At 71.4% G+C, this 23452-nt stretch carries 18 protein-coding genes and 1 pseudogene; 8 read left to right on the plus strand and 11 right to left on the minus strand.

Annotation, left to right across the window (positions count from 1 at the left end; genetic code table 11):
* Window positions 1-16: 16 nt before the first annotated feature.
* From ACLLJJ_RS27540 to ACLLJJ_RS27555, 4 genes and pseudogenes are all read right to left on the minus strand, one after another.
* Window positions 17-3844, minus strand: a complete 3828-nt coding sequence (locus tag ACLLJJ_RS27540) for a multifunctional oxoglutarate decarboxylase/oxoglutarate dehydrogenase thiamine pyrophosphate-binding subunit/dihydrolipoyllysine-residue succinyltransferase subunit (RefSeq protein WP_434596401.1) — start codon at window positions 3842-3844, stop codon at window positions 17-19.
* Window positions 3845-4102: 258 nt separating this feature from the next.
* On the minus strand, window positions 4103-5179 hold the full coding sequence (locus tag ACLLJJ_RS27545) for a HAMP domain-containing sensor histidine kinase (protein ID WP_434596404.1): 1077 nt from the start codon (window positions 5177-5179) through the stop codon (window positions 4103-4105).
* On the minus strand, window positions 5176-5913 hold the full coding sequence (locus tag ACLLJJ_RS27550) for a response regulator transcription factor (protein WP_214920005.1): 738 nt from the start codon (window positions 5911-5913) through the stop codon (window positions 5176-5178). The genes ACLLJJ_RS27545 and ACLLJJ_RS27550 overlap by 4 nt, the downstream gene beginning before the upstream one ends.
* Window positions 5914-5987: 74 nt before the next feature.
* Window positions 5988-6744 (minus strand): annotated as a pseudogene (locus ACLLJJ_RS27555) (spermidine synthase).
* A 336-nt stretch (window positions 6745-7080) separates the two neighbouring features.
* Between ACLLJJ_RS27555 and ACLLJJ_RS27560 the strand changes: the two are divergent.
* Window positions 7081-7848: a rhomboid-like protein gene (locus tag ACLLJJ_RS27560; RefSeq protein WP_434596406.1), complete on the plus strand. Its 768-nt coding sequence runs from the start codon at window positions 7081-7083 to the stop codon at window positions 7846-7848.
* A 79-nt stretch (window positions 7849-7927) separates the two neighbouring features.
* Here ACLLJJ_RS27560 and ACLLJJ_RS27565 read toward each other — a convergent pair whose 3' ends face one another.
* From ACLLJJ_RS27565 to ACLLJJ_RS27575, 3 genes are all read right to left on the minus strand, one after another.
* Entirely contained in the window at window positions 7928-8695 is a 768-nt protein-coding gene (locus ACLLJJ_RS27565) for a hypothetical protein (RefSeq protein WP_434596408.1), read from the minus strand.
* Between the two features lie 155 nt (window positions 8696-8850).
* Entirely contained in the window at window positions 8851-9432 is a 582-nt protein-coding gene (locus ACLLJJ_RS27570; protein ID WP_434596409.1) for a hypothetical protein, read from the minus strand.
* Between the two features lie 142 nt (window positions 9433-9574).
* Window positions 9575-10258 (minus strand): GNAT family N-acetyltransferase, encoded by a 684-nt coding sequence (locus ACLLJJ_RS27575; RefSeq protein WP_434596411.1) that lies wholly within the window; start codon window positions 10256-10258, stop codon window positions 9575-9577.
* Between the two features lie 183 nt (window positions 10259-10441).
* Between ACLLJJ_RS27575 and lon the strand changes: the two genes are divergently transcribed.
* Window positions 10442-12856, plus strand: coding sequence for an endopeptidase La (lon, locus tag ACLLJJ_RS27580; RefSeq protein WP_434596413.1), 2415 nt, complete (start codon window positions 10442-10444; stop codon window positions 12854-12856).
* An 80-nt stretch (window positions 12857-12936) separates the two neighbouring features.
* Here the strand turns inward: lon and ACLLJJ_RS27585 are convergent, their stop codons facing one another.
* Both ACLLJJ_RS27585 and ACLLJJ_RS27590 read right to left on the minus strand, forming a co-directional pair.
* Window positions 12937-13188: a hypothetical protein gene (locus ACLLJJ_RS27585; RefSeq protein ID WP_434596415.1), complete on the minus strand. Its 252-nt coding sequence runs from the start codon at window positions 13186-13188 to the stop codon at window positions 12937-12939.
* Entirely contained in the window at window positions 13175-13825 is a 651-nt protein-coding gene (locus ACLLJJ_RS27590; RefSeq protein ID WP_434596417.1) for a hypothetical protein, read from the minus strand. The genes ACLLJJ_RS27585 and ACLLJJ_RS27590 overlap by 14 nt, the downstream gene beginning before the upstream one ends.
* Before the next feature lie 157 nt (window positions 13826-13982).
* Between ACLLJJ_RS27590 and ACLLJJ_RS27595 the strand changes: the two genes are divergently transcribed.
* Window positions 13983-14477 carry a MarR family winged helix-turn-helix transcriptional regulator gene (locus ACLLJJ_RS27595; RefSeq protein ID WP_434600538.1) on the plus strand — a complete coding sequence of 165 codons (495 nt, stop codon included), beginning with the start codon at window positions 13983-13985 and terminating at the stop codon, window positions 14475-14477.
* 106 nt (window positions 14478-14583) lie between these two features.
* Here ACLLJJ_RS27595 and ACLLJJ_RS27600 read toward each other — a convergent pair whose 3' ends face one another.
* Entirely contained in the window at window positions 14584-15366 is a 783-nt protein-coding gene (locus ACLLJJ_RS27600) for a hypothetical protein (RefSeq protein WP_434596419.1), read from the minus strand.
* A 389-nt stretch (window positions 15367-15755) separates the two neighbouring features.
* Between ACLLJJ_RS27600 and ACLLJJ_RS27605 the strand changes: the two genes are divergently transcribed.
* The 5 genes from ACLLJJ_RS27605 to ACLLJJ_RS27625 all read left to right on the plus strand — a co-directional run bounded on the left by ACLLJJ_RS27605 (window position 15756) and on the right by ACLLJJ_RS27625 (window position 21856).
* Window positions 15756-18965 (plus strand): nitrate- and nitrite sensing domain-containing protein, encoded by a 3210-nt coding sequence (locus tag ACLLJJ_RS27605; protein ID WP_434596420.1) that lies wholly within the window; start codon window positions 15756-15758, stop codon window positions 18963-18965.
* A complete protein-coding gene (locus ACLLJJ_RS27610) occupies window positions 18962-19447 on the plus strand; it encodes a roadblock/LC7 domain-containing protein (RefSeq protein ID WP_434596422.1) in 486 nt (161 codons plus the stop codon). Before ACLLJJ_RS27605 ends, ACLLJJ_RS27610 begins: the two co-directional genes overlap by 4 nt.
* Window positions 19444-19848 (plus strand): DUF742 domain-containing protein, encoded by a 405-nt coding sequence (locus ACLLJJ_RS27615; protein ID WP_283517331.1) that lies wholly within the window; start codon window positions 19444-19446, stop codon window positions 19846-19848. Before ACLLJJ_RS27610 ends, ACLLJJ_RS27615 begins: the two co-directional genes overlap by 4 nt.
* Window positions 19849-19882: 34 nt before the next feature.
* A complete protein-coding gene (locus ACLLJJ_RS27620) occupies window positions 19883-20491 on the plus strand; it encodes a GTP-binding protein (RefSeq protein ID WP_434600539.1) in 609 nt (202 codons plus the stop codon).
* Window positions 20492-20605: 114 nt separating this feature from the next.
* Window positions 20606-21856, plus strand: coding sequence for a styrene monooxygenase/indole monooxygenase family protein (locus tag ACLLJJ_RS27625; protein ID WP_434596424.1), 1251 nt, complete (start codon window positions 20606-20608; stop codon window positions 21854-21856).
* Window positions 21857-22021: 165 nt separating this feature from the next.
* Here the strand turns inward: ACLLJJ_RS27625 and ACLLJJ_RS27630 are convergent, their stop codons facing one another.
* Window positions 22022-23425 carry an NlpC/P60 family protein gene (locus tag ACLLJJ_RS27630; RefSeq protein WP_434596426.1) on the minus strand — a complete coding sequence of 468 codons (1404 nt, stop codon included), beginning with the start codon at window positions 23423-23425 and terminating at the stop codon, window positions 22022-22024.
* Between the last annotated feature and the right edge of the window lie 27 nt (window positions 23426-23452).

A 23452-nucleotide genomic window follows, 5' to 3' on the forward strand; every position in this document is an offset into this window, starting at 1 on the left:
CCGATCGGGGCCTGGCTCAGGCCTCGAAGACCTCGTTCATCAGCTGCTGCTGCTCCGCCTGGTGGCGCTTCGCCGAACCGACCGCCGGGGACGAGCCGTGCGGGCGCGAGATGCGGCGCAGGCGCTCACCGTGCGGGACGTCCGCGCCGACCGCCAGGTCGAGGTGGTCGATCAGGTTGAGCGCGATGAACGGCCACGCACCCTGGTTCGCCGGCTCCTCCTGCGTCCACAGGTACTTCTCGGCGTTCGGGTACTTGGCGATCTCCTGCTGGAGCTCCTTGCCCGGCAGCGGGTACAGGCGCTCCAGCCGGATGATCGCGGTGTCCGTGCTGCCGCGCTTCTGGCGCTCGGCCTCCAGGTCGTAGTAGACCTTGCCGGCGCAGAAGACGACCTTGCGGACGGCGGCCGGGTCGACCGACTCGTCGCCGATCACCGGACGGAACCCGCCGTTGATGAACTCTTCCGCCTTCGACGCCGCCGCCTTCAGACGCAGCATCGACTTCGGGGTGAAGACGATGAGCGGCTTGTGGTGCGGGTTGTGGACCTGCCAGCGCAGCAGGTGGAAGTAGTTCGACGGCAGGGTCGGCATGGCGACCGTCATGTTGTTCTGCGCGCACATCTGGAGGAAGCGCTCGGGGCGCGCGGACGAGTGGTCCGGGCCCTGGCCCTCGTGACCGTGCGGCAGGAGCAGCGTGACGCCGGAGGTCTGGCCCCACTTCTGCTCGGCCGAGGAGATGAACTCGTCGACGACGGTCTGCGCGCCGTTGACGAAGTCACCGAACTGGGCCTCCCACATGACCAGCGACTCGGGCCGGGCGAGCGAGTAGCCGTACTCGAAGCCCATGCACGCGTACTCGGAGAGCAGCGAGTCGTAGACGTTGTAGCGGGCCTGCTCGTCCGAGAGGTAGAGCAGCGGGGTGTAGTCCTCGCCGGTCTCCTGGTCGACGAGCACCGCGTGGCGCTGGCCGAAGGTGCCGCGGCGGGTGTCCTGGCCCGACAGGCGGACCGGCACACCCTCCATCAGCAGCGAGCCGATGGCGAGGGTCTCGCCCATGCCCCAGTCGATCGTGCCGTCCTCCACCGAGGCGGCGCGGCGCTGCATCTGCGGCATCAGGCGCGGGTGCACCTTGACCCGGTCGGGGATGTTGACCTGGGACTCGGCGATCCGCTTGACGACCTCCTGCGAGATCGCGGTGGTGACGTGCACCGGGAACTCGGCCTGGGCGTCCGCCATCGGCGTCGCGGCGGGCTGCGAGGTGGCCTCGCGGACCTCCGCGAAGACCTTCTCCAGCTGGCCCTGGAAGTCCTGGAGCGCCTGCTCCGCCTCTTCCAGCGTGATGTCGCCGCGACCGATGAGGGACTCGGTGTAGAGCTTGCGCACCGAGCGCTTCTTGTCGATCAGGGTGTACATCTGCGGGTTGGTGAACTGCGGGTTGTCGCCCTCGTTGTGACCGCGGCGGCGGTAGCAGATGAGGTCGATCACGACGTCCTTGTTGAACACCTGGCGGAACTCGAAGGCCAGACGCGCGACGCGCACCACGGCCTCCGGGTCGTCGCCGTTCACATGGAAGATCGGCGCCTCGATCATGCGGGCCACGTCGGTCGCGTACATCGAGGAGCGCGACGCCTCCGGGGCGGCGGTGAAGCCGACCTGGTTGTTGATGACGACGTGCACCGTGCCGCCGGTGCGGTAACCGCGCAGCTGCGACATGTTGAGCGTCTCGGCCACGACGCCCTGGCCCGCGAAGGCCGCGTCGCCGTGCAGGGCGATGGGCAGGACCGTGAAGTCCGTACCGCCCTTGTTGATGACGTCCTGCTTGGCGCGGGCGACACCCTCCAGGACCGGGTCGACCGCCTCCAGGTGCGAAGGGTTGGCGACCAGCGAGACCTTGATCTGCTCACCGTCGAGACCCGTGAAGGTGCCCTCGGCGCCCAGGTGGTACTTCACGTCACCGGAGCCGTGCATCGACTTCGGGTCGAGGTTGCCCTCGAACTCCCGGAAGATCTGCGCGTACGACTTGCCGACGATGTTGGCGAGGATGTTCAGCCGGCCGCGGTGGGCCATGCCGATGACGACCTCGTCGAGACGCGACTCGGCGGCCGAGTCGATCACGGCGTCCAGCAGCGGGACGACGGACTCGCCGCCCTCCAGGGAGAACCGCTTCTGGCCGACGTACTTCGTCTGCAGGAAGGTCTCGAACGCCTCCGCGGCGTTCAGCCGGCGCAGGATGCGCAGCTGCTCCTCGCGCTCGGGCTTGGTGCCCTGGCGCTCGACGCGGTCCTGGATCCACTGGCGCTGCTTCGGGTCCTGGATGTGCATGAACTCGATGCCCGTGGTGCGGCAGTACGAGTCGCGCAGGACGCCCAGGATGTCGCGCAGCTTCATCATCGACTTGCCGCCGAAACCGCCGACGGCGAACTCGCGCTCCAGGTCCCACAGCGTGAGCCCGTGCACGTTGATGTCGAGGTCGGGGTGCTTGCGCTGGCGGTACTCCAGCGGGTCGGTGTCGGCCATGACGTGGCCGCGGACCCGGTAGGAGTGGATCAGCTCGAAGACCCGCGCGGCCTTGGTGACGTCGTCGTCGTGCGAGACGTCGATGTCCTTGAGCCAGCGGACCGGCTCGTAGGGGATGCGCAGCGACTCGAAGACGTCGTCGTAGAAGCCGCTCTCGCCGAGGAGCATGTTGGCGAGGATCCGCAGGAACTCGCCGGAGGCGGCTCCCTGGATGACGCGGTGGTCGTACGTCGAGGTCAGCGTCATGACCTTGGCGATGCCCAGCTTGTTCAGGGTGTCCTGCGACGTGCCCTGGAACTCGGCCGGGTAGTCCATCGCGCCGACGCCCAGGATGAGGCCCTGGTTGGGCATCAGGCGGGGCACGGAGTGGACGGTGCCGATGCCGCCGGGGTTGGTCAGCGAGGCGGTGACTCCGGTGAAGTCCTCCATCGTCAGCTTGTTCGCGCGGGCGCGGCGGACGATGTCCTCGTACGCCTGCCAGAACTCGAAGAAGCTGAGCGTCTCGGCCTTCTTGATGGCCGCGACGACGAGCTGGCGGTCGCCGTTCGGCTTCACCAGGTCGATGGCGAGGCCCAGGTTCACATGCTCGGGCTTGACCAGCGTCGGCTTGCCGTCCTTCTCCATGAACGACTGGTTCATGGCCGGCATGGCCTTGATGGCCTGCACCATCGCATACCCGATGAGGTGCGTGAAGGAGACCTTCCCGCCCCGGGCGCGCTTGAGGTGGTTGTTGATGACGATGCGGTTGTCGAACAGCAGCTTCACCGGGACGGCGCGCACGGACGTGGCCGTGGGCACCTCCAGCGAGGCGTTCATGTTCTTGGCGACCGCGGCGGCGGGACCGCGCAGCGTGACCAGCTCGGGGCCCGCGGGGGCCTCGGCGGTGGCCGTGTCCGCGACGGGCTTGTCCGCGGGGGCTTTCGCCGCCGGAGCGGTCGCGGCCGGCTTGGCGGCTGCCGGAGCAGCGGCGGCGGGCTTGGCGGGTGCCGGTGCTGCTGCCGCGGGCTTCGCCACAGGGGCGGGCGCGGCAGCGGCCGGTGCGGCCGCAGCAGGTGCGGTCGGCGCGGCAGCCGCGGGGGCCGGTGCGGCGGCCGGGGTGGTGGCTCCGGCTCCGTCGGTGGCGGGCTTCTCCGCCGCGCTGGGGGAGCCTGGCTTGTAGTCGGCGAAGAAGTCCCACCAGGCGCGGTCGACCGAATTCGGGTCCTGGAGGTACTGCTGATAGATCTCGTCGACGAGCCACTCATTGGGACCGAAGGCAGCGGCAGGGTTCTTTCCCTGCCCGTCTTGGTCGGTCGAGATGCTCGAGCTACTGGGGGACTGAGACGACACGGCGTGAACCGCCCTCTTCCGCTTCGCAAGGTGATGGACAGCGGAAATAAAGGCTACGCCTCCCCGGCCGACAGGTGCAGGCCGGGCGGGCATCCGTCGCGTAAGTCACATTGCAGTGCTGGTTTCGGCGCGTGGATTGGCGGGAAACGAGCATGGTTCCGCTGTGGCCCGGATAGGCCGGACCGTGGCTACGGCCCACTGGGCCGTACCCCCCTGTGGAAGACACGCAGAACGTGGCCTTCCGGTTCGAACCCTACGTCAACCGATCGGCCGCGGGCTTCCCGGAAGGGTGACCTGGATCCGGCAGCCCCGAGAGGATTCGGCCACTCCGATGCGCCCGCCGTGCAGATCCACCGCCCAGCGGGCGATGGCGAGGCCCAGGCCCGTACCGCCGTCGCTGCCCGGACCGTGCGGGGAGGGCGCGCTGCCGCGGTTGAAGCGCTCGAAGACCCGGTGCCATTCGGACTCCGGGATTCCGGGGCCCTCGTCCAGCACCTCTAGGTCCAGGCTCTCCGGCTGCGCGCCGCGCCGGGCCCGGATCGTGACCCGGCCGTGCGGCGGGGAGTGCTTGACCGCGTTGTCCAGGAGATTGGCGACGACCTGGTGCAGCCGCTCCGCGTCCGCGTGCGCGGTCAGCTCGGGCGGCGAGACGTCCAGGTGCAGGTGCACGTCGGTGCGCGTGTGGCTGCCCGAGCCCGACGCCAGACCGCGCTGGGAGGCCAGTACGTTCGCCTCCTTGAGCACGCCCGAGAGGTACGGCCAGACCTCGAAGCGCCGCGCCTTCAGCGGTACGACGCCGTTGTCGAGGCGGGACAGGTCCAGCAGCGTCTCCACGAGCCGCCCGAGGCGCTCCGTCTGCTTCAGCGCCGTGCGCATCGTCTCCGGGTCCGCCGCGGACACCCCGTCCACGACGTTCTCCAGCACGGCTCTCAACCCCGTGATGGGGGTTCTCAGCTCGTGCGAGACATTGGCGACGAGTTCCTTGCGGTGCCGGTCCACGGCCTCCAGATCGTCCGCCATGCGGTTGATCGTGGCGGCGAGGTCGCCCAGCTCGTCGCGGCGCCCGGCGCCGCGCACCCGCCGCGTGTAGTCGCCGTGCGCGATGGACCGGGCCACCGTCGTCATGTCGTCGAGAGGCGACGTCAGGCTGTGCGCCACGAACTGGGTGATCAGCATCGAGGCGATCACCGAGAAGACGGTGATGAAGCGCAGCTCCGTCTTGGTGCGCAGCGCCACCAGGATCAGGCCGGTGGTGATGAAGACCGAGACGACCACCAGCGTGCCGAGCTTGGTCTTGATCGAGAAGGGCCGCAGGCCGTTCCCCTGCCGTGTCATGCGGGCGGAGTCTCCAGTGCGTACCCCACGCCGTGCACCGTGCGGATCCGCTCCGCGCCGATCTTCCGGCGCAGCGCCTTGATGTGGCTGTCGACGGTCCTGGTGCCCGACGCGTCCGCCCAGTCCCACACCTCGGCGAGCAGCTGCTCGCGCGAGAGCACGGCCCGCGGCGTGTTGGCCAGGCACACGAGCAGGTCGAACTCGGTGGGCGTCAGGTGCACGTCCTCGCCGCGTACCCGCACCCTGCGCTGCGCGTGGTCGATCTCCAGCTCGCCGAGGCGCAGGATTCCGCTGCGCGGGGTCGAGGCGGCGAGGGTCGCCCGCTCCACCCGGCGCAGCAGTACGTGCACCCGGGCCGCCAGCTCGCGCATGGAGAACGGCTTGGTCATGTAGTCGTCCGCGCCGACCCCGAGGCCGACCAGCATGTCGGTCTCGTCGTCGCGGGCCGTCAGCATCAGGACCGGCACCGGGCGCTGCGCCTGGACGCGACGGCAGACCTCAAGGCCATCGAAGCCCGGCAGCATGATGTCGAGAACCATGAGATCGGGTTGCCACGCCTCGGCCGCGTCCACGGCCGCGGGGCCGTCGACGGCTGTCTGGACCTGAAAGCCCTCGGCACGCAGCCGCGCGGCAATGGCGTCGACGATCGTGGCATCGTCCTCGACGACCAGCACCCGGCGCTGAGCGCCGGGAGTGGCCGCGAGGCCGTTGTGGCTGGTGTGTGTCTGCTCCATCGCCCGCCCCTGGGAGTTCTCTGGCTAGATCCCGTGTGTAGGGCTGCAGCGTAGAGGCAGTGAAGGCATCCCGGCTACGCAGGGCGAATGGCAAGATGGACCACGTCAGGCACGCCCCGGGCAACTGGGATCTCTTCGGCCCTAACCAAGTTGAATCCGGCATTCCGCATCGTGTCCTCGAAGAGGGTGAGCGGGTGCGCGGACCGGACCCCGAGGATGCTCCCCGGCCTCAACAACCCCACGCGTCCCGCGAGTCCCAGCGGTGAGCGGAGATCGCCGTGTTCGTCGGTCGCCGTCCGGTCCGGTCCGTCGTCGATGCCCAGTCGGAGCGGGTCGTATGTGTCGCGGTTTGTATCGAAGGGCGCAGCGGTCGGATCAATCGTGCTTTTCCGTACGACATCCATCAAGCCGGTGTGAATGATGTCGCATCGAGAATCGGCGAGCGCCACCCCCGAGATCCTGCTCAGCGGCCCTGTGTGATGCCGGTCGACGACTGCCCGCTCCCGCTCGACGACTGCCTACTCCCGCTCGACCGCCACGGTCCGCCCCCACCGGGACTCCGCGGCGTCCCGCGCCAACGAGAACCCGGCCCCCGGCCCGCCGGTGAGCGGCGCGGGGCCGGCCGGCGGTGAGTGTGTCCGGTGCGGCGTCGACCGGACGCCGCACGGAGCGCCCGTCGCAAGTGCCCGTCAGGAAGCACCCGTTGGCGATGATCTCGCAATGCTTCCCGGGCTCCGGTGGTACGACCTCGCCGTACGGCACCTCGCGCCGGTCGAAGTGACGGGGTCGGTGCTTTCGGGTGTGGCCGGCCTCTTCGCGGCTCGATTTCAAGCCTGTACGGCGGCGGAGAAGATCGTGACTTTGACTTGAATCCGATGCTGGGCCGCCGCTCGGGACCCCCGGCCGCGCGCTGACGCACGGCGGGGTGTGAAGGTTGCCTCATGTGACGTACGCCATAGGCGGGGCAGGAGCTGATCGCGGAAGGTGAGCGTTGTCCGTAGGTAACGGCTCGGAAGCAATGGAGCGTGGATCAGCGGGCGTCGTCGACCGACGACAACGCCGGAGGCGGAGTCGCGGGGCGTCGGGAGTCCGCGCGCCATTGTCCCCGAGGGCGTACGACCCGTTAGGGCCGCGGAAGAGACGCGACGGCGGAAGGGGCCCCACCCAGTGCAGAGCGCAGCGCCGACCGCGAACAGGACCGGACGATCCGACGTCCTGCCGGCAGGCGTCCCCGGGCAGCGGACGGCGCCCAGGGCGGCGTCGACGTCCGGGTCCGCGCCCGCCGCGCACTCGGTGCCCACCACCGGGCACCGGCGGTCCTGGCGCCCCTGGCGGCTCTTTCCCACCCCCGTCGGCACCCCCTTCACGTTCGCCTACGCACTGGTCCTGATCGCCACCTCGCTGTTCGCCGAGTACGCCGACCCGGCGACCGTCTCGGACGCGCTGCGCGGGTCGAGCACCGATGTCGCGCACCTCACCGAGAGCCCGTTGCTCGTGCTGGTGGCCAGCGCCCTGTGGGTCGCCGGTGGCCTCGCGTCGCCGTATGCCGTCGGGTTCGTGTTCGTCCTCACCGCGCTGGAGCGCCGAGTCGGCGGTCTGCGTACGGCGGGGGTGTTCCTGCTCGGGCATGTGGTGGCGACGCTCGCCACCGAGATCCCGGTCGGGCTCTCGGTGCTGGCGGGGCACCTGCCGGACAGCTCGCTGCACCGGCTCGACTACGGCATCAGCTTCGGCCTGATGGCGAGCGTCGGCGCGCTGGCCGGGCTGCTGACCCCGTGGCTGCGCCGGGCCGCCCTGGCCGGCGTCGGCCTGATGCTCCTCCAGGACCTCCTGGCGTTCACGGATCCGCTGACGAACTGGGGCCATCCGCTGGCCCTGTTGCTCGGTGTGGCGTTCTGGCCGCTGGTGCGACGCCGGGCCCGCGTCCCCGGCTGACGGTACGGGCGTTGCCCCTGCCCGCTCCGGCCTTTCCCCGGCCTTGACTTGGAGTGCGCTCCAGGACCCGGAATCCCGCTCAGCACCGGCTCGGTGCCCGTGCCGGACGGGGCAGTTGCGCCGCCAGCCGCGTCTCCAGATGGATCACATCGCTGAACAGCTCGGCGCACTCGGTGCACACACCGGCGTGTTCGAACGGTTCCTGCCGCGCGGGCGCTGCCGGGTAGCGGGCCATCAACTGTTCCACCGCGCCCCGGCAGTCCGGTCGTCGCAGCCGCTCCAGGGACAGATTCGCCCGGATCTGCCGCAGGGTGCCCAGGGCCGCTTCCCTGGCCCTTTCGATCGAGCCCGCGGGGGCGCCGGTCACCTGTGACACCAGAGCCGGTTCCTCCTGTTCGGCGACGGCGTGCCACAGCAGGCAGCGCTTGTCGCGGGGAAGGGCGTCCCACGCGACGGCAGGCCGGCCGCTCTCCTCCATCGACCAGCGGGACCCCTGGACCACCCACCGGTGGAACTGCGGCGAGGCCCGCTCGTCGTCGTCCGCGCACCGGGCCACCGCGGCGATGCGGGCGCTCTCCAGGAGTTGGAGCCGCAGGCAGCCGGGATAGCGGCGCTCGACGAAGGGCTCCCCGGTCAGCGCCCGTTGCGGCAGCTCGGAGAAGGTATGGCAGGTCAGTTCGTACGCGTCGTAGGAAGTCTGCATGCACCCGACGGCGTAGGCGCGCACGGCCGGATAGTGCCGCCGGTAGAGATGGCGGAACGAATCGAGGTGGCCTTCACCGACCTCGCGTATCAGTCCGGTGTCGGACCCCAAGATGGCCGCGGACGTAGAGAACGGCAGATACATCTGGCACCTTCCACGGACGACGCCCGCCGGGCAGCGTGCGGGCCGCCCGCCGGGCCGTGCGGTTGCCAGTATCGGGACGCGGAAGCGCCTCCACCGCGCTTTGTCCGTAGGTGACCGGAAACCCTCGGCCCGTGCCCGGTGTCGGGCCGGGCGGATCAGGCCCCGGTGCGCATCGCCGGCAGTGCGGCGATGACCCGGTCCAGCCCCGGGACCGGCTTCGAACCGTCCGTCACCACCTCGTGGCCCCGGTGCACAACGGCGGTGGTGAGCCCGTCGGCGATGGGCTGATCGGCGACGTTGAGGCGGGGCAGCTTCGCGAAGTCGGCCTCCGCGAGGGCCGTGCGCAGCTCGGCCAGCTCGGCCGGCTTCATCCGCCCCGTGTGCTCGGGCCGCTCGGGCCTGTGCGACAGCATCCTGTACGACCCGTCGCCGTTGACGAGAGTGCTCTGGTGCCGCCCGTCGAACCCGCCGCTGACGGTGACCGTGACGAGCCGCTCGTTCGCGGGCGCGGGGGTGGAGGGTGCGGAGGGTGTGGACGCGGACGGCGTCGGCGCACCGGTCGGCGGCGGGGCGGAGGTGCCGGTCTGGTCGCCGCCGCTCCTGCCGACCGAGGGGCTGGGCGCGCTCTCGGACGTACCCGCGTCAGATCCGCGGCCGTCACCGCTCCCGCACCCCGTCAGTGACAGCGTGGCGATCATCATGGTTCCGGCCACCGCGCCACACACGCTTCGCCGCATACGCGCCCCAACTCCTCGCGTCATCGGGTCAGTACGCGCCCCGCGCGCCGCGCCCGCCCTCGTGCGGCCAAGCTTCCGGCTATCGGGGCCCCGCGTCCACCACCTGGCGCCGGGCGAATCGGCACCCCGGGTGCGGGGCTCGTCATCGGCCCCGCGCCCGGCCCGTTCCCCCGGCGGCGTCCGGCGTGTACGTCACCCCGACCAGCGGTGCGCGGACCTCCCAGCCCAGAGCCTCGTACAGCCCCCGCCCGTCGGTGGTCGCGCCCAGCAACCCGGTCCGCGCGCCCCGGTCGTACGCCGCGCCCTGGAGCGTGCGCATCACCAGGCCGCCCAGCCCCTTGCGGCGGTGCGCCGGGGAGGTCTCCACCTGGTCGACCACCGCCGTCGTGCCGGTCGGGGCGACCTGGCCGCAGGCGGCGAATCCGCCGTCGGGGGCGAGGACGAGGGCCCGGATCACGCCGCCGCGCGTCCAGGACCTGAGCGTGTAGCCGTCCGGGGTCTCGGCGCCGGACGGGCGCAAGGCGGTCGTCATCAGCCAGCCGGGACCGTCGGAGACCCACCCCGGGCCGAGCCACGGCGCGACGGTCTCCGGATCCAGGAAGATCTTGAGGCAGACGGCCGGGGCGGCGTACGCCTCGGCGAGTTCGCGGACGGTCGCCTCGTCGGCGTCGGTCATGACGTGCCGGGTGGCGTGGTGCGGGAGGCCGACATCGACAGTGAGGCCCCAGGGCCGGGGCAGCGGGTCCGCCGCACCCCGGGACAGGACCCAGCCGTCGACCCAGGCGCGGACGGCATCGGCGGTGGTGCGGAAAGGGGCCCCGGTCATGCCGTACTCCTGATTCCTAGGTAATGGCTGCTGATGGATATTAGCCATTACAGGCCCTGCTCGGTGAGGCTCCGGCGTGATCGTCGCCACCTGATCGCTCAGAGCGAACGCAGGCTCGGGAACATTCGGTCGCTCCCCAGCATTGAGTCGGCATAGCTCAACTTCACTGCCCTAGGGGAGATCATGGCATCGACGTCCAATCCACTCACCCTGCCTGTGCTGCCGCTCGATGACGAGGTCGTGCTGCCCGGAATGGTGGTGCCCCTGGACCTGTCCGATCCCGATGTACGCGCCGCGGTGGAGGCCGCACAGGCCGCCGCCCGTTCCAGTGGCAACAAGCCGCAGGTGCTTCTCGTTCCTCGAATCGACGGTACGTACGCGGGGACCGGCGTCCTCGGCACCGTCGAGCAGGTCGGCCGGCTCTCCGACGGCGATCCCGGCGCCCTCATCCGGGGCGTCGACCGGGTCCGGGTCGGCGCGGGCACGACCGGCCCCGGCGTGGCCCTGTGGGTCGAGGGCAATCGTGTCGAGGAGAGCGTCCCTGACCCGCTGCCCGGCTCCGTCACCGAACTGATCACCGAGTACAAGGCGCTCGCCACCACCTGGCTGAAGAAGCGCGGCGCCTGGCAGGTCGTGGACCGCGTCCAGCAGATCGAGGGCGTCTCCGCGCTCGCCGACAACTCCGGCTACTCGCCCTTCCTCACCACCACCCAGAAGGTGGAGCTGCTGGAGACCGCCGACCCGGTGGCCCGCCTCAAGCTCGCCGTGCGGCGGCTGAGCGAGCACCTCGCCGAGCAGGACGTCGCCGAGTCCATCGCCAAGGACGTGCAGGAGGGCGTGGACAAGCAGCAGCGCGAGTTCCTGCTGCGCCGCCAGCTCGACGCCGTACGCAAGGAACTGCGCGAGATCAACGGCCAGTCCGCGGAGACGGCGGACGAGTCCGACGACTACCGGACACGCGTCGAGGCCGCCGACCTCCCCGAGAGTGTCCGTGAGGCCGCCCTCAAGGAGGTCGACAAGCTGGAGCGTTCCTCGGACCAGTCGCCCGAGGGCTCCTGGATCCGCACCTGGCTCGACACCATCCTCGAACTGCCGTGGAACGAACGCACCGAGGACCAGTACGACATCCAGGGCGCCAAGGCGATCCTCGACGCGGAGCACGCGGGCCTGGACGACGTGAAGGAGCGCATCACCGAGTACCTCGCGGTGCGCAAGCGCCGGGCCGACCGCGGCCTCGGTGTCGTCGGCGGCCGTCGCGGCGGCGCGGTGCTGGCCCTGGTCGGCCCGCCCGGCGTCGGCAAGACCTCGCTGGGTGAGTCCGTCGCGCACGCGATGGGGCGCAAGTTCGTCCGGGTCGCGCTCGGCGGCGTACGCGACGAGGCGGAGATCCGCGGACACCGGCGTACGTACGTCGGCGCTCTCCCGGGCCGCATCGTCCGCGCCATCAAGGAGGCCGGGTCGATGAACCCGGTCGTCCTCCTCGACGAGATCGACAAGGTCGGCTCCGACTACCGCGGCGACCCGGCCGCGGCGCTGCTCGAAGTCCTGGACCCGGCGCAGAACCACACCTTCCGCGACCACTACCTCGAAGTCGAACTCGACCTGTCCGACGTCGTCTTCCTCGCCACGGCCAACGTCCTGGAAGCCATCCCGGAGGCCCTGCTCGACCGCATGGAGCTGGTCAGGCTCGACGGCTACACGGAGGACGAGAAGGTCGTCATCGCCCGCGACCACCTGCTCCCGCGCCAGCTGGAGCGCGCGGGTCTGGAGCCCGGCGAGGTCACCCTCGACGACTCCGCGCTGCGCAAGCTGGCGGGGGAGTACACCCGGGAGGCGGGCGTACGCAACCTGGAGCGCTCGGTGGCACGGCTGCTGCGCAAGGTCGCGGCGCAGCACGAACTCGGCGAGCAGGAACTCCCGTTCACGATCGCCGACAAGCACTTGCGCAAGCTCATCGGCAGGCCGCACCACGTCCCGGAGTCCGCGCAGGACCCGGCGGAGCGCCGCACGGCGGTCCCCGGCGTGGCCACCGGCCTCGCGGTGACGGGTGCGGGCGGCGACGTGCTGTTCGTCGAGGCGTCCCTCGCCGACGAGGAGACGGGCGCCGCGGGGCTGACCCTGACGGGCCAGCTGGGCGACGTGATGAAGGAGTCCGCGCAGATCGCGCTCTCCTTCCTGCGCTCGCACGGAGCGGAACTGGAGCTGCCGGTCGCGGACTTGAAGGACCGGGGGGTGCACATCCACTTCCCGGCGGGCGGCATCCCCAAGGACGGCCCGAGCGCGGGCATCACCATGACGTCGGCCCTGGCGTCGCTCCTTTCGGGGCGTCCGGTCCGTACGGACGTGGCGATGACCGGCGAGGTGTCCCTGACCGGCCGCGTCCTGCCGATCGGCGGCCTGAAGCAGAAGCTGCTGGCCGCGCACCGGGCGGGCATCACGACAGTGGTGATCCCCAAGCGGAACGAGGCGGACCTGGACGACGTACCGGCGGAGATCCTGGACAAGCTGGAGGTCCACCCGGTGACGGACGTCCGCCAGGTCCTGGAGATCGCGCTGGCCCCGGCGGGGACCGAAATCAAGGTCCCGGTCGCGGCGTAGGGCGTGACCCGCGGCTGCCGAGGTGTCCAGACCGGGCACCTCGGCACCCGCCTGTCCGGGGCCCGTCTCCGCGGCCCGCCTCAGCCCTGCCCGTACCTCGCGGCCATGGCACGGAACGCCGCCCTGGGCTCCCAGTGCGTCTCTCCCCGGACCCCGTTCGGATCCTCTTCCGGGGGCGCGTCGAGCATCCGCACCACGCCGTACGGCGAGGCGTCCAGCTCGCCCGCCTTGCCGAAGCCGGCGAAGGTGAACCAGAGGGCGGTGTCCACGCCCACCTCCTCGAAGACGTCCAAGAGGTCGTTGAAGTAACGGACTTGCTCACCCTCGTCCACCACCGCCCCTTCCGGCACCTGCCAGGCCATGCCGCCACGGCTCGGCAGCTCCCCGGTACGCGCACGTCCCGTACTCGGTGACGGCGACAGGCTTGCCGTGCTTGAAATGCTCGCGGATCTCGGCCTGGAAAGTCTCGGCGGTGTACGCGGCCCGGTACGCGTCGACGCCGACGAGGTCGAACGGGCCCCAGTCGATGAACGCCCAGGGCCCGGCGGCGTAGGTGACCCGGCCGCCGAAGTGTTCCCGTACGACGCCGACGGCCTCGCGGAGAAACCCGTTGAGCCGCTCCAGCACGGGCCCGAGCGACCCCCGCCACTCCGGATCGGCGCCGGCCATGACGTCCAGCCGGTCCCCGTACGTCGCACCGGGAATGAACCCGTTCTCGAAGGTGCTGATCTCACACCCGGCGACGAATACGACCTCGGCCCCACCCACCCGCACCGCTTCGGCCCGCTGCGCGCAGTCCGCGAAGAACGACGCCGGCATCTCCTCGGCCGGAAGGTCCACCGGGAAGGGCGCGAACCAGACCTCGAGCCCGACACCGGCCGCGGCCTCGGCGGCGACACCCGGCCGCACGGGATCACCGCCCGACACGCGTACGGCGTCACAGTGCAGCTCACCCGAGATCACAGCCATGTCGCGCTCGACGGTGTCCCGCGCGCCATTGCCCCCGAGGCCGTGCGGGGGCGGGGTACCGCCGCTGGTCCACTCCTGCGAAATACTGGCCGAGCTGCGGCAACGGCCGCCGCTGAAGGAACCTTCACGATGGGGAAAGCTCGCGATGAGTGCTGACGTGCACGGAAGTGAGGGAGCGGGCGGCCACCGGGCTCCGGAAGGCGAGGTCGGCAGCGCTGGGGTGGACCATGAATTCCTGTCCCTGGAGCGGGAGCTGGCGGTGTTCCTGCGCCGGGCCCGCGCCGCGTCCGGCGACATGGCCCGCGAGGTCCATCCCGAGCTGGAGCCCGCCGCCTACGGGCTGCTCGTACGCCTCGACGAGGCTGACCGGCAGCGGGCCACCGAGCTGGCCGCCTGGTTCGGTGTCGGCAAGGCGACCATGAGCCGGCAGCTGCGCGCGATGGAGGACCTCGGTCTGGTGACCCGGGAGCCCGACCCGGCCGACGGGCGGGCCTCACTCGTGGCGCTGACCGACGGGGGGCGCGAGCGCTTCCGCCGGGTGCGGGACGCCCGCCGCGCCCGGTACGTACGCAAGCTCGCCGACTGGGACCGGCTGGAGGTCGCCGAACTCGCCCGGCTGCTCCACCAGTTGAACAGCCGGGCCGAGAGCTGACCGGCTCCCCGGGTGACCACGGCTGCGTCGGACGGCCGGGGCGATGGTGGCCTCGGCCGACCGCGCCGAGCAGCGAGCCCCGCACCGCCGCCGGGCCGGGGGCCCCTCAGAGCTCCACGTAGACCACTGCCGCGTCGTCGTGCTTCTTCCCGGGGCGTACGACGCCCGGCGTGGCCGCCGCGTCCTCCAGGGCCCGTACACGGTCGATCAGGCCCTGCGGGCCCTCCTTGCGCAGCAGGCCCAGGCAGTCGGCCCAGTCGCCCTCGCCGAAGGTCTCGACCCAGCGGCCCGCGCCGTCGGTGAGCGCCGCCACCGCCCGCACCTGCTCGCGCGGCGCCGCGCCCGCCACGGCGCGCGCCGCGACCTCCGGGTCGGCCGCCGCGGTGAAGAAGCCGCCCGCCATGTTGCGCAGGGCGTCGGTCGCGGCGTGCGAGGCGAGCACTTCGCGCGGGACCAGGTCGAGCCGGTCGTCGAGCACCGCGCGGACCGAGCCGTCCGGGGACTCCAGGAGCAGCGCGGAATCGGACAGCACCAGATGTTCGACCTGGTCCGTACCCCAGCGCGCCATGACCACCGTTGCCTGAGGCGTACGGCGGTGAGAAAGATCACAGGTGTCGCGATGGGCGTCGGCGGTGCGCCGGATTGCCTGCGCGAGGATCTCACGGAGGGTCAAATCCCGGCGAGATGTGGACAATTCGTGCAGCGCGCCACCGAGTCGTGCGGTGAACCACGGCACCGAATGCACGCAACCGTCGTCGCCCGCCGGCGGCGTCACCCCGTCCAGCAGTACGAGGGCCCCGCCCTGACCGGCGGCGGGCAGGGCGACAGCGACCCAGTCCTCATTGGGGCGTTCGGGATCACCGGGGGCCGTGGCGAGTTCGATGCGCATGGGCCCAGTCTGCAGGAGGCCGGGTGGGTGGCCGAGTGGCCGGGCCCGGCGTCACCCGTGCGGCCCGGTCGGCCCGTGCCGACGGCTCGGGGGGCGGGTTTCACCCGGAATGCGGGGCTCCGGGAAGCTGCGAGGGCGCATCCTGCCAAAGCCTGCGCGGAAGTTCCAACCGGCGCCCCGGGCGGCCGTCGGGCGGGGCCGTTCGAGACTTGTTCGTCAACTCCGGAGTGATGTTCACTCGTTCAGGTGGCGGAGTGGTTGATGCACGCCTCCCTCCCAAAAGCACTGGAATGGTCTGAAGCCGTTCCTGGGTGGGGGCGCTCTCTTGTGTGACCAGGCGTCACCTCGGCCACATGGGCAAGACGAGTCGAGCAAGATTGCGAGCACCGGTGCAGAAGAAGCGGCCTCGGGGCGGTAGCGGTAATGGCGAGCGGACCGAACGCACCGTACGGGTACGCAGTCGGCTTGTCGCCGGCGTGGCCGTCGTCGGCGTCACCGTCCTCGCGGCCGGTGCCCCCGCCATTTTCCATGCCTCCTCCGAACTCTCGGAGTCCCAGCGGCTGGTCACCCTCAGCGAGCTGAACCGGCAGGCCGTCACCCTCGCCCACTCCCTCTCCGACGAGCGCGACGACGTCACCGCGTACATCGCGGCCGGGCGCGAAGAAGGAGACGCGGACAGAGTCGGCGGTGACGCGGAAGCAGAGGGCGCGGAATCCGGCGCGAACAAGACCGCCAAGGCCCTCTCGTCCAGCCGCAGCGCCCGCGTCGACCGGCAGCTGGACGAGATAGAGGCCGCGGCCCCCGCCTCGCTGCGCCGCGACCTCGCCCGCATCCCCGGCATCCGCAGGGACGCCCTCACCGGTGAGGGCACCGCGCTGGAGGCCCACAAGACGTACACCGAGGCGATCCAGAAGCTCCAGGACCTCGCCGAGGAGCTCGCCGACCGGACACCGCCGCGCGCCGCCGAGGCGACCCGCGCGCCCGCCGCGCTCGGCCAGGCCGTCGAGCAGGCCGCCGCGACCCGGGGCCTGCTGATCGCCGCACTGTCCGTGCCGCGCGAGAACACCGGCAGCCGCGTCGACCCCATCACCGGGCTCCTGGTGCCGATACAGGAGAGCAAGACCTCCGAGAGCGCCCGCACCCGCAACGCGCTGAGCGCCGCCGCCCAGCAGTCGCGGGTACGTGAACTCGCCGCCCTCGCCGACTTCGACCAGGCCGCGGGCGCCAAGTCCCGGCAGTCGCTCAAGACCACCGTCACCGGCAGCGAGGTCAGGACGGCCGAGCAGTACCTGGCCCGCCTCACCGACCAGCCCCAGCTCTCCACCTCGGAGCTCGGCACCGACCGCCGCAAGGCGGAGGCCGCCCTGTCGGCCCGTGTCGACCTGATGCGCGGCGTCGAGTCCTCGCTCGGCTCGGCGCAGGTCCAGCGGCTGGAACTGCTGCGCGACGACGACGTCACCGCGCTGGAGATCCGGATCGCGCTGGCCGGCCTCCTCATGATCATCGCGGTGGGCGTCAGCACGGCCGTCGCCCGTACGCTCACCCAGCCGCTGGCCGTACTGCGGCTCGGCGCGGCCCGGCTGGCGGCGGAGCCCAAGCCGGCGAGCGCCGAGGCCGAGGCGGCCGACGGCCCCGACGCCGTCGAGCCGATCCGCTTCACCGGCCGCAACGACGAGTTCGCCCAGGTCGTACGGTCCCTCAACACGCTGCACGGCCGACTGGCCGAGACCGGCGCACGCGCCGAGAAGCTCGCCGCCGACCGCACGCACCTGATCGGCCAGCGCGAGAGCCTCGCCGCCGACCGCACCGCACTCCAGAAGCAGGCGGCCGAGGCAGCCGCACAGCTGGAGCGGCTGCGCCACACCGTCCACGCCACCTTCGTCAACCTCTCGCTGCGCACGCTGGGCGTCGTCGAGCGCCAACTGGGCGTCATCGAGGGCCTGGAGGAGCGTGAGCAGGACCCCGAGCGGCTCTCGACCCTCTTCAAGCTCGACCACATGGCGACCGTGATGCGCCGCCACGGTGAGAATCTGCTGGTTCTGGCCGGTACGGAACAGGGGCCCGGCCATGCGGGCCCGGTCCCGCTCGTCGACGTACTGCGCGCCGCGGTCAGCGAGATCGAGCGGTACGAGCGGGTGGACATCCAGTCCCTGCCGCCGCACTCGCACGTCGCGGGTTTCGCGGCGAACGACCTGAGTCACCTCCTCGCCGAGCTGCTGGAGAACGCCACGTCCTTCTCCCCGCCGGACTCCAAGGTCCAGTTCTCCGGCTGGCTGCTGGAGAACGGCGAGGTCATGCTCTCGGTCCAGGACGAGGGCATCGGCATGCCGGAGGCCCGGATCGCCGAACTGAACACACGGCTCGCCGACCCCGTCTCCCACGAGCCGGGCGAAGGCACCGACGGCGGCATCGGCCTGCACGTGGCCGCGCTGCTGGCCGCGCGCCACGGCGTGCGGGTACGGCTGAGGGAGCAGAAGCAGGGCGGGGTCGCCGCGGTGGTCGTACTGCCCGGGGCGCTGCTGCCCGCCATACCTTCGGTGGCGGCGCCGCCGAGCGCGAAGGTCGCGGGGGGCGCCCCGACGCTGAACCTGCCGGGTTCGGTCGCGGAGGCGAACTCCAACGCGCTGCCGGGGCGTTCCGCGCCGGACACCCGGACGCGGCCCGAGGCCGTGGGCGAGGACCCGCTGGTGGCAGCGGCGGAGCGGACGCTCCGCGAGGTGGCGGCGGTGAGCCTGGCCGAGGACGGGGCGAAGGACGGCGCCGACGCCGGAGTCGTGACCGAATCCGCCCCGGTGGGCGAGGCTCCGGACGCGGCGGACACGCCGGACGTGCCGGAGCCCTCCGGGGCCGAGGCCGGCCCCCGGCCGGTGCACGGGAGCACGGTCCTGGAGCGGGATGCCCGCGCCCGGGGCGAGCGTGCCGCAGCGGCTGTTTTCGACCGGTACGCCATCGGGCCCGACACGCACGAGCGGGTACCCGACGGAAACGGCGCACAGGACGAGCCGTCGGCCGAAGAGCCCACCGTCGAAGTGCCCACGGTCGAGACGCCGTTGGCCGAAGAGGCGCTGATCGCCGGACGCCCGGCCGATGAACCGCAGGCCGTTGAACCGCCGGTCGACGAACCGCCGGTCGACGAGCCGCAGGCCCACCAGCCGCCGGTCGATGAGCCGCCGGCCCACGAACCGCCGGTCGACGAGCCGACCTGGACCATGCGGCTCCCGAAGGTGCCCGCCGAGGCCGCTGATGCCGCCGAGGACGCCGTCCCGACGGTGATCGAGACCGTGCCCGCCGAGCCTCACTCCCCGGCCCCCGAGACCGAAGTACCCTCGTCCGCAGCCGCATCGGCCCCCCCGAAGTGGGAACGGGTCACCGACAAGGGGCTTCCCAAGCGGACGCCCAAGGTGCTCGGGTCCGGCCCGGCGGAGCCCGCGGCCCGCACCGGCAGCGTCGACGCGGACGCCCTGCGGCGGCGTCTCGGCGGCTTCCAGCAGGGCGCCAACGAGGGCCGGCGCGACGTAGAAGCAGAGATTTCCAGCAGTTCAGCCAACGGGGACCGTACTGAGACCGAGGGGGACACCGTTGAGGAGGCCCGTAGTTGACCGCATCGAGCACATTCGGACTGAGCAGCGAAGCCCGTAATCTCCACTGGCTGTTGAGCAATCTCGTGGAGGAGGTGCCGGGTCTCCTCTCGGTCGCCGTCGTGTCCTCCGACGGGCTGCTGCTCCTGTCCTCCGACCCGGAGCGGGCCGTCGGTCCCGCCGCCGCCTCCGCCCGGCAGGACGGCCCCAAGGGGTCGAGCGCGGACCTGGCCACCATTGTCTCCGGCCTCGCCAGCCTCACCCAGGGCGCCGCGAAGCTGATGGACGGCGGTGGCGTCAAGCAGACGATGATCTCGATGGCCGACGGCAGCGTCTTCGTCATGTCGATCAGTGACGGCTCGCTGCTCGGCGTCCATGCCACGCCCGACTGCGACATGAGCGTCGTGGCGTACCACATGGCACTCTTCGTCGGCCGCGCCGGTCACGTCCTCACCCCCGAACTCCGCAGCGAGCTGCGCAAATCGATGGAGAGCGCCCTGTGACGACGTCACACACCGTCAAACTCCCGGTACGGGGCGAGGGCCGCCGGCCCGCCCGCGTACGCCCGTACTCGCTCACCGGCGGCCGTACCCGCTTCACGCACGTCCTGCTCGTCGAGACCTTCGTGGCCGCGCTCGAAGGGCCCGAGGACCGGCGCGAGCTCACCGGCGGCGGCCTGCAGCGCGTCATGCCGGAGATGCGGGCCATCGTCGAGCTGTGCCGTCGGATGCGTACCGTCGCGGAGATCTCCGCGCTGCTGAAGATGCCGCTCGGCGTGGTGCGTGTGCTGCTCAGCGACTTGGCCGACCAGGGAAAGATCCGTGTGTACGGGACCGGGCACGGCACCGGCCAGCCCGACCGCGCGCTACTGGAAAGGGTGATGAGTGGACTCCGTCGTCTCTGACGTCCCCTCCGTCTCCGAGACACCGTCCGTCCCGGTGCAGTCCCTGCCGCCCCAGGCGGAAGACGGCGCCCGGGACTGGCAGACCGACCGCACCCGGGCCCCCATCGCCACGAAGATCGTGGTCGCGGGCGGCTTCGGCGTCGGCAAGACCACCTTCGTCAAGGCCGTCTCCGAGATAACCCCGCTGGAGACCGAGGCGGTGATGACCACCGCCAGCGAGGAGACCGACGACCTCTCCGCGACGCCGGACAAGCTCACCACCACCGTCGCGATGGACTTCGGCCGCGTCACCCTCGCCGACGACCTCGTGCTGTACGTCTTCGGGACGCCGGGTCAGCAGCGCTTCTGGTTCATGTGGGACGACCTGGTGCGGGGTGCGATAGGCGCCGTCGTCATGGCGGACACACGGCGGCTCTCGGACTGCTTCCCGGCCCTCGACTACTTCGAGAGCTGCGGGCTGCCGTACATCGTCGCCGTGAACCATTTCGAAGGCACACCGGGGTACGAGGCCGACGATGTGCGGGAGGCCCTGACGGTGCCGTCGCACATACCGGTTGTGATCATGGACGCGCGCAACCGGATCAACGTCGTCGAGTCACTGCTGGCCCTGGTCGGCCACGCGCTCGCCGCCGGCCCCGAGTAACCAACCGGCTCACGTGGTCGGTCACACGTGGTCGGTCTTACGCAGTAAGTCACACGCAGTAAGTCACACGCGGTATGTCACACGCAGCAGGTCACACGTAACGGAGAACCCGCCATGCGGAAGATACTCATAGTCGGAGCCGGCCAGTCCGGGCTTCAGCTCGCCCTCGGGCTCCAGTCCCGCGGGTACGAGGTCACCCTGATGTCCAACCGCACGGCGGACGAGATCAGGGCCGGCCGGGTCATGTCGACGCAGTGCATGTTCGACACCGCGCTCCAGCACGAGCGTGACCTCCAGATCAACTTCTGGGAGTCGCAGGCCCCGCTGATAGAGGGCGTCGGTGTCTCGGTGGCCGCGCCGGACTCCTCGCGGGCCGTCGACTGGGTCGGCAAGCTGGACGGTTACGCCCAGTCCGTGGACCAGCGCGTGAAGATGGCGGGCTGGATGGACACGTTCGCGCAGCGCGGCGGGCAGCTCGTCATCCACGGCGCGGCCGTTTCCGACCTGGACTTCTTCTCCCGTACGTACGACCTGGTCATGGTGTCGGCGGGCAAGGGCGAGCTGGTCTCCATGTTCGGCCGGGACGCGGCACGCTCCCCGTACGACGCCCCGCAGCGCGCACTCGCCGTGGCGTACGTGCACGGACTCGGCCCGCGCCCGGAGCACCCGGAGTTCGACGCGGTGCGGTGCAACCTGGTGCCGGGGGTCGGTGAGCTGTTCGTGATGCCCACCCTCACCACGGCGGGCCGGGCGGACATTCTCTTCTGGGAGGGCGTCCCCGGCGGCCCGGTCGACGCGTTCAAGGGCGTCAAGGGCCCCTCCGAGCACCTGGCGCTCACGCTGGAGCTCATGGAGCAGTTCCTCCCGTGGGAGTACGCGCGCGCCACGAAGGTCGAACTGACCGACGCCAACGGGACGCTGGCCGGCCGGTACGCCCCGACGGTCCGCAACCCCGTCGGCAGGCTGCCGGGCGGCGGCCTGGTGCTTGGCGTCGCCGACGTGGTGGTCGCGAACGACCCGGTCACCGGGCAGGGCTCCAACTCGGCCTCCAAGTGCGCCGCTTCGTACCTCGACTCGATCGTCTCGCACGGTGACGGCGCGTTCGACGAGGCCTGGATGCGGACCACGTTCGACCGCTACTGGGACACGGCCCAGCACGTCACCAAGTGGACGAACGCGATGCTGGGCGTCCCGCCGGAGCACGTGCTGAACCTGATCGGCGCGGCGGGCCAACTGCCGCCGGTCGCCGACCGCTTCGCGAACGGCTTCAACGATCCGTCGGACTTCGAGAACTTCTTCTACGAGCCGGACAGGACGAACGCGTACCTGCGGGAGACGACGGAGGCCCTGGCCTCCGGTTCCTGACCGACGGCTTCCGTGCGGGCCCAAGCCATTTTTGGGCCCGCACGGCGTCTTTTCGGCCCGCCCGGCGTCCGAGGCCCGAGGCCCGAGGCCCGAGGCCCGAGGCCCGAGGCCCCAGGCCCGAGGCCTGGGGCCCGGCGCCCGGGGTGGAGCCCCGGTACCGGGAAATCACGCCCCCGGCGCTCCCGCCTCCCCGTACCCCGCGTCCGAGCCGCCACCGACGGCCCCCCGAGGCAGCGCCGGCGGCGTATAGGCGCTCGCGGCGACCGACTTCACCAACGGGTCCGGTCGCACCGCACCGAGCAGCGGATTCGCCGCGATCGGCGAGACCTTGACGCGCGTACCCGGCCGCGGGGCCTGCACCACCATCCCCCTGCCGAGGTAGATCGCCACATGCGTGGCCTTGGGGAAGTAGATCACCAGGTCCCCCGGCCGCAGCGCCCGCAACGACACCTTAGGCAGCTGCCGCCACTGCTCCTGACTGGTTCGCGGAATGGCGCGCCCCGCCTGCGCCCACGCCTGCGAGGTGAGTCCGGAGCAGTCGAAGGACGCCGGGCCCTCCGCGCCCCACACGTACGGCTTGCCGAGCTGCCGTACGGCGTACTCCACCGCCTCACCGCCCTGCTTGGACGGGCGTCTGGCCGTCGCCGCCGGGCTGCCCAGCGCGCCCGAGGTGACGAGCTCGCGCTGGGCAGCGCCCGTGGTCCGGGTCTCCAGCAGCGCCAGGTCCGCGAGTTGGTCCTCGGTCAACGAGGCGAGCAGCGCCTCGACCTTCTTGAGCCGCACACCCACCGCGTCGCGCTGCTTCTTCTGCTTCGTGGCGAGCGCCTGCTGCACGCCGAGCGCGCGGCGCTCGGTCCGCGCCAGCTCGACGGCCCGCTTCTCGCCGCTCTCCAGCCGGGAGATCGTAGCGGCCCGGTCGTCGGCCGCCCGCTGGAGCACATGCCCCTGGTGCAGGGCGTACTGCGGGTCTTTGGCCAGCAACAGCCGTAGATAGGGGGAGAGTTCGGTGCGCCCCTGGTACTGCTCACGCGCCAGCCGGCCCGCCGTGCCCCGGCTCCCGGCCAGGGTGAACCGCACCTTGGACAGTCCCGACGCGACTTTCCTGACCTCGCGCCGCTGCTCCTTGACCGCCTGGTCGGTCGCCTTGTACGTCTCGCCGGCCTCCTCGGCCTGCTGGTACAGCCGCCGGAGTTCCGCCAGCAACTCGGCGACGCTCCTGGTCCCGTCGAGCGGCTCGGACCGGCCCGCGGTGCCGGACGCGGCCGGATCATCGGTACCGGCGGGTACACCGAAGGCGTCCAGGGCGCCGGCCTCACCGCCGGCATCGGCCTCATCACCGACACCCGGCCCATCGGACGCGCCGGGCACCGTGGACTCGCCGGGCACGGCGGACACCCCCGGCACGTTGGACCCACCCGCTACGTCCTCACCGGGTACCGCATCCCCCGGTACACCGGGTACCGGCTCCAGGGGGGCGGCGGCCGCGGCGGACGAGACCGGTACCACCGCGAACACCGTTGCCGCCGCCAGCGCCACCGTCCGTACGGACTGGGAGAGCCTTCCTGGCACGTCATCACCTCCGGTTGCGGGCCGGAC

Origin of the sequence: Streptomyces sp. A5-4, assembly GCF_051131715.1 — a bacterium.
GTDB lineage: Bacteria > Actinomycetota > Actinomycetes > Streptomycetales > Streptomycetaceae > Streptomyces.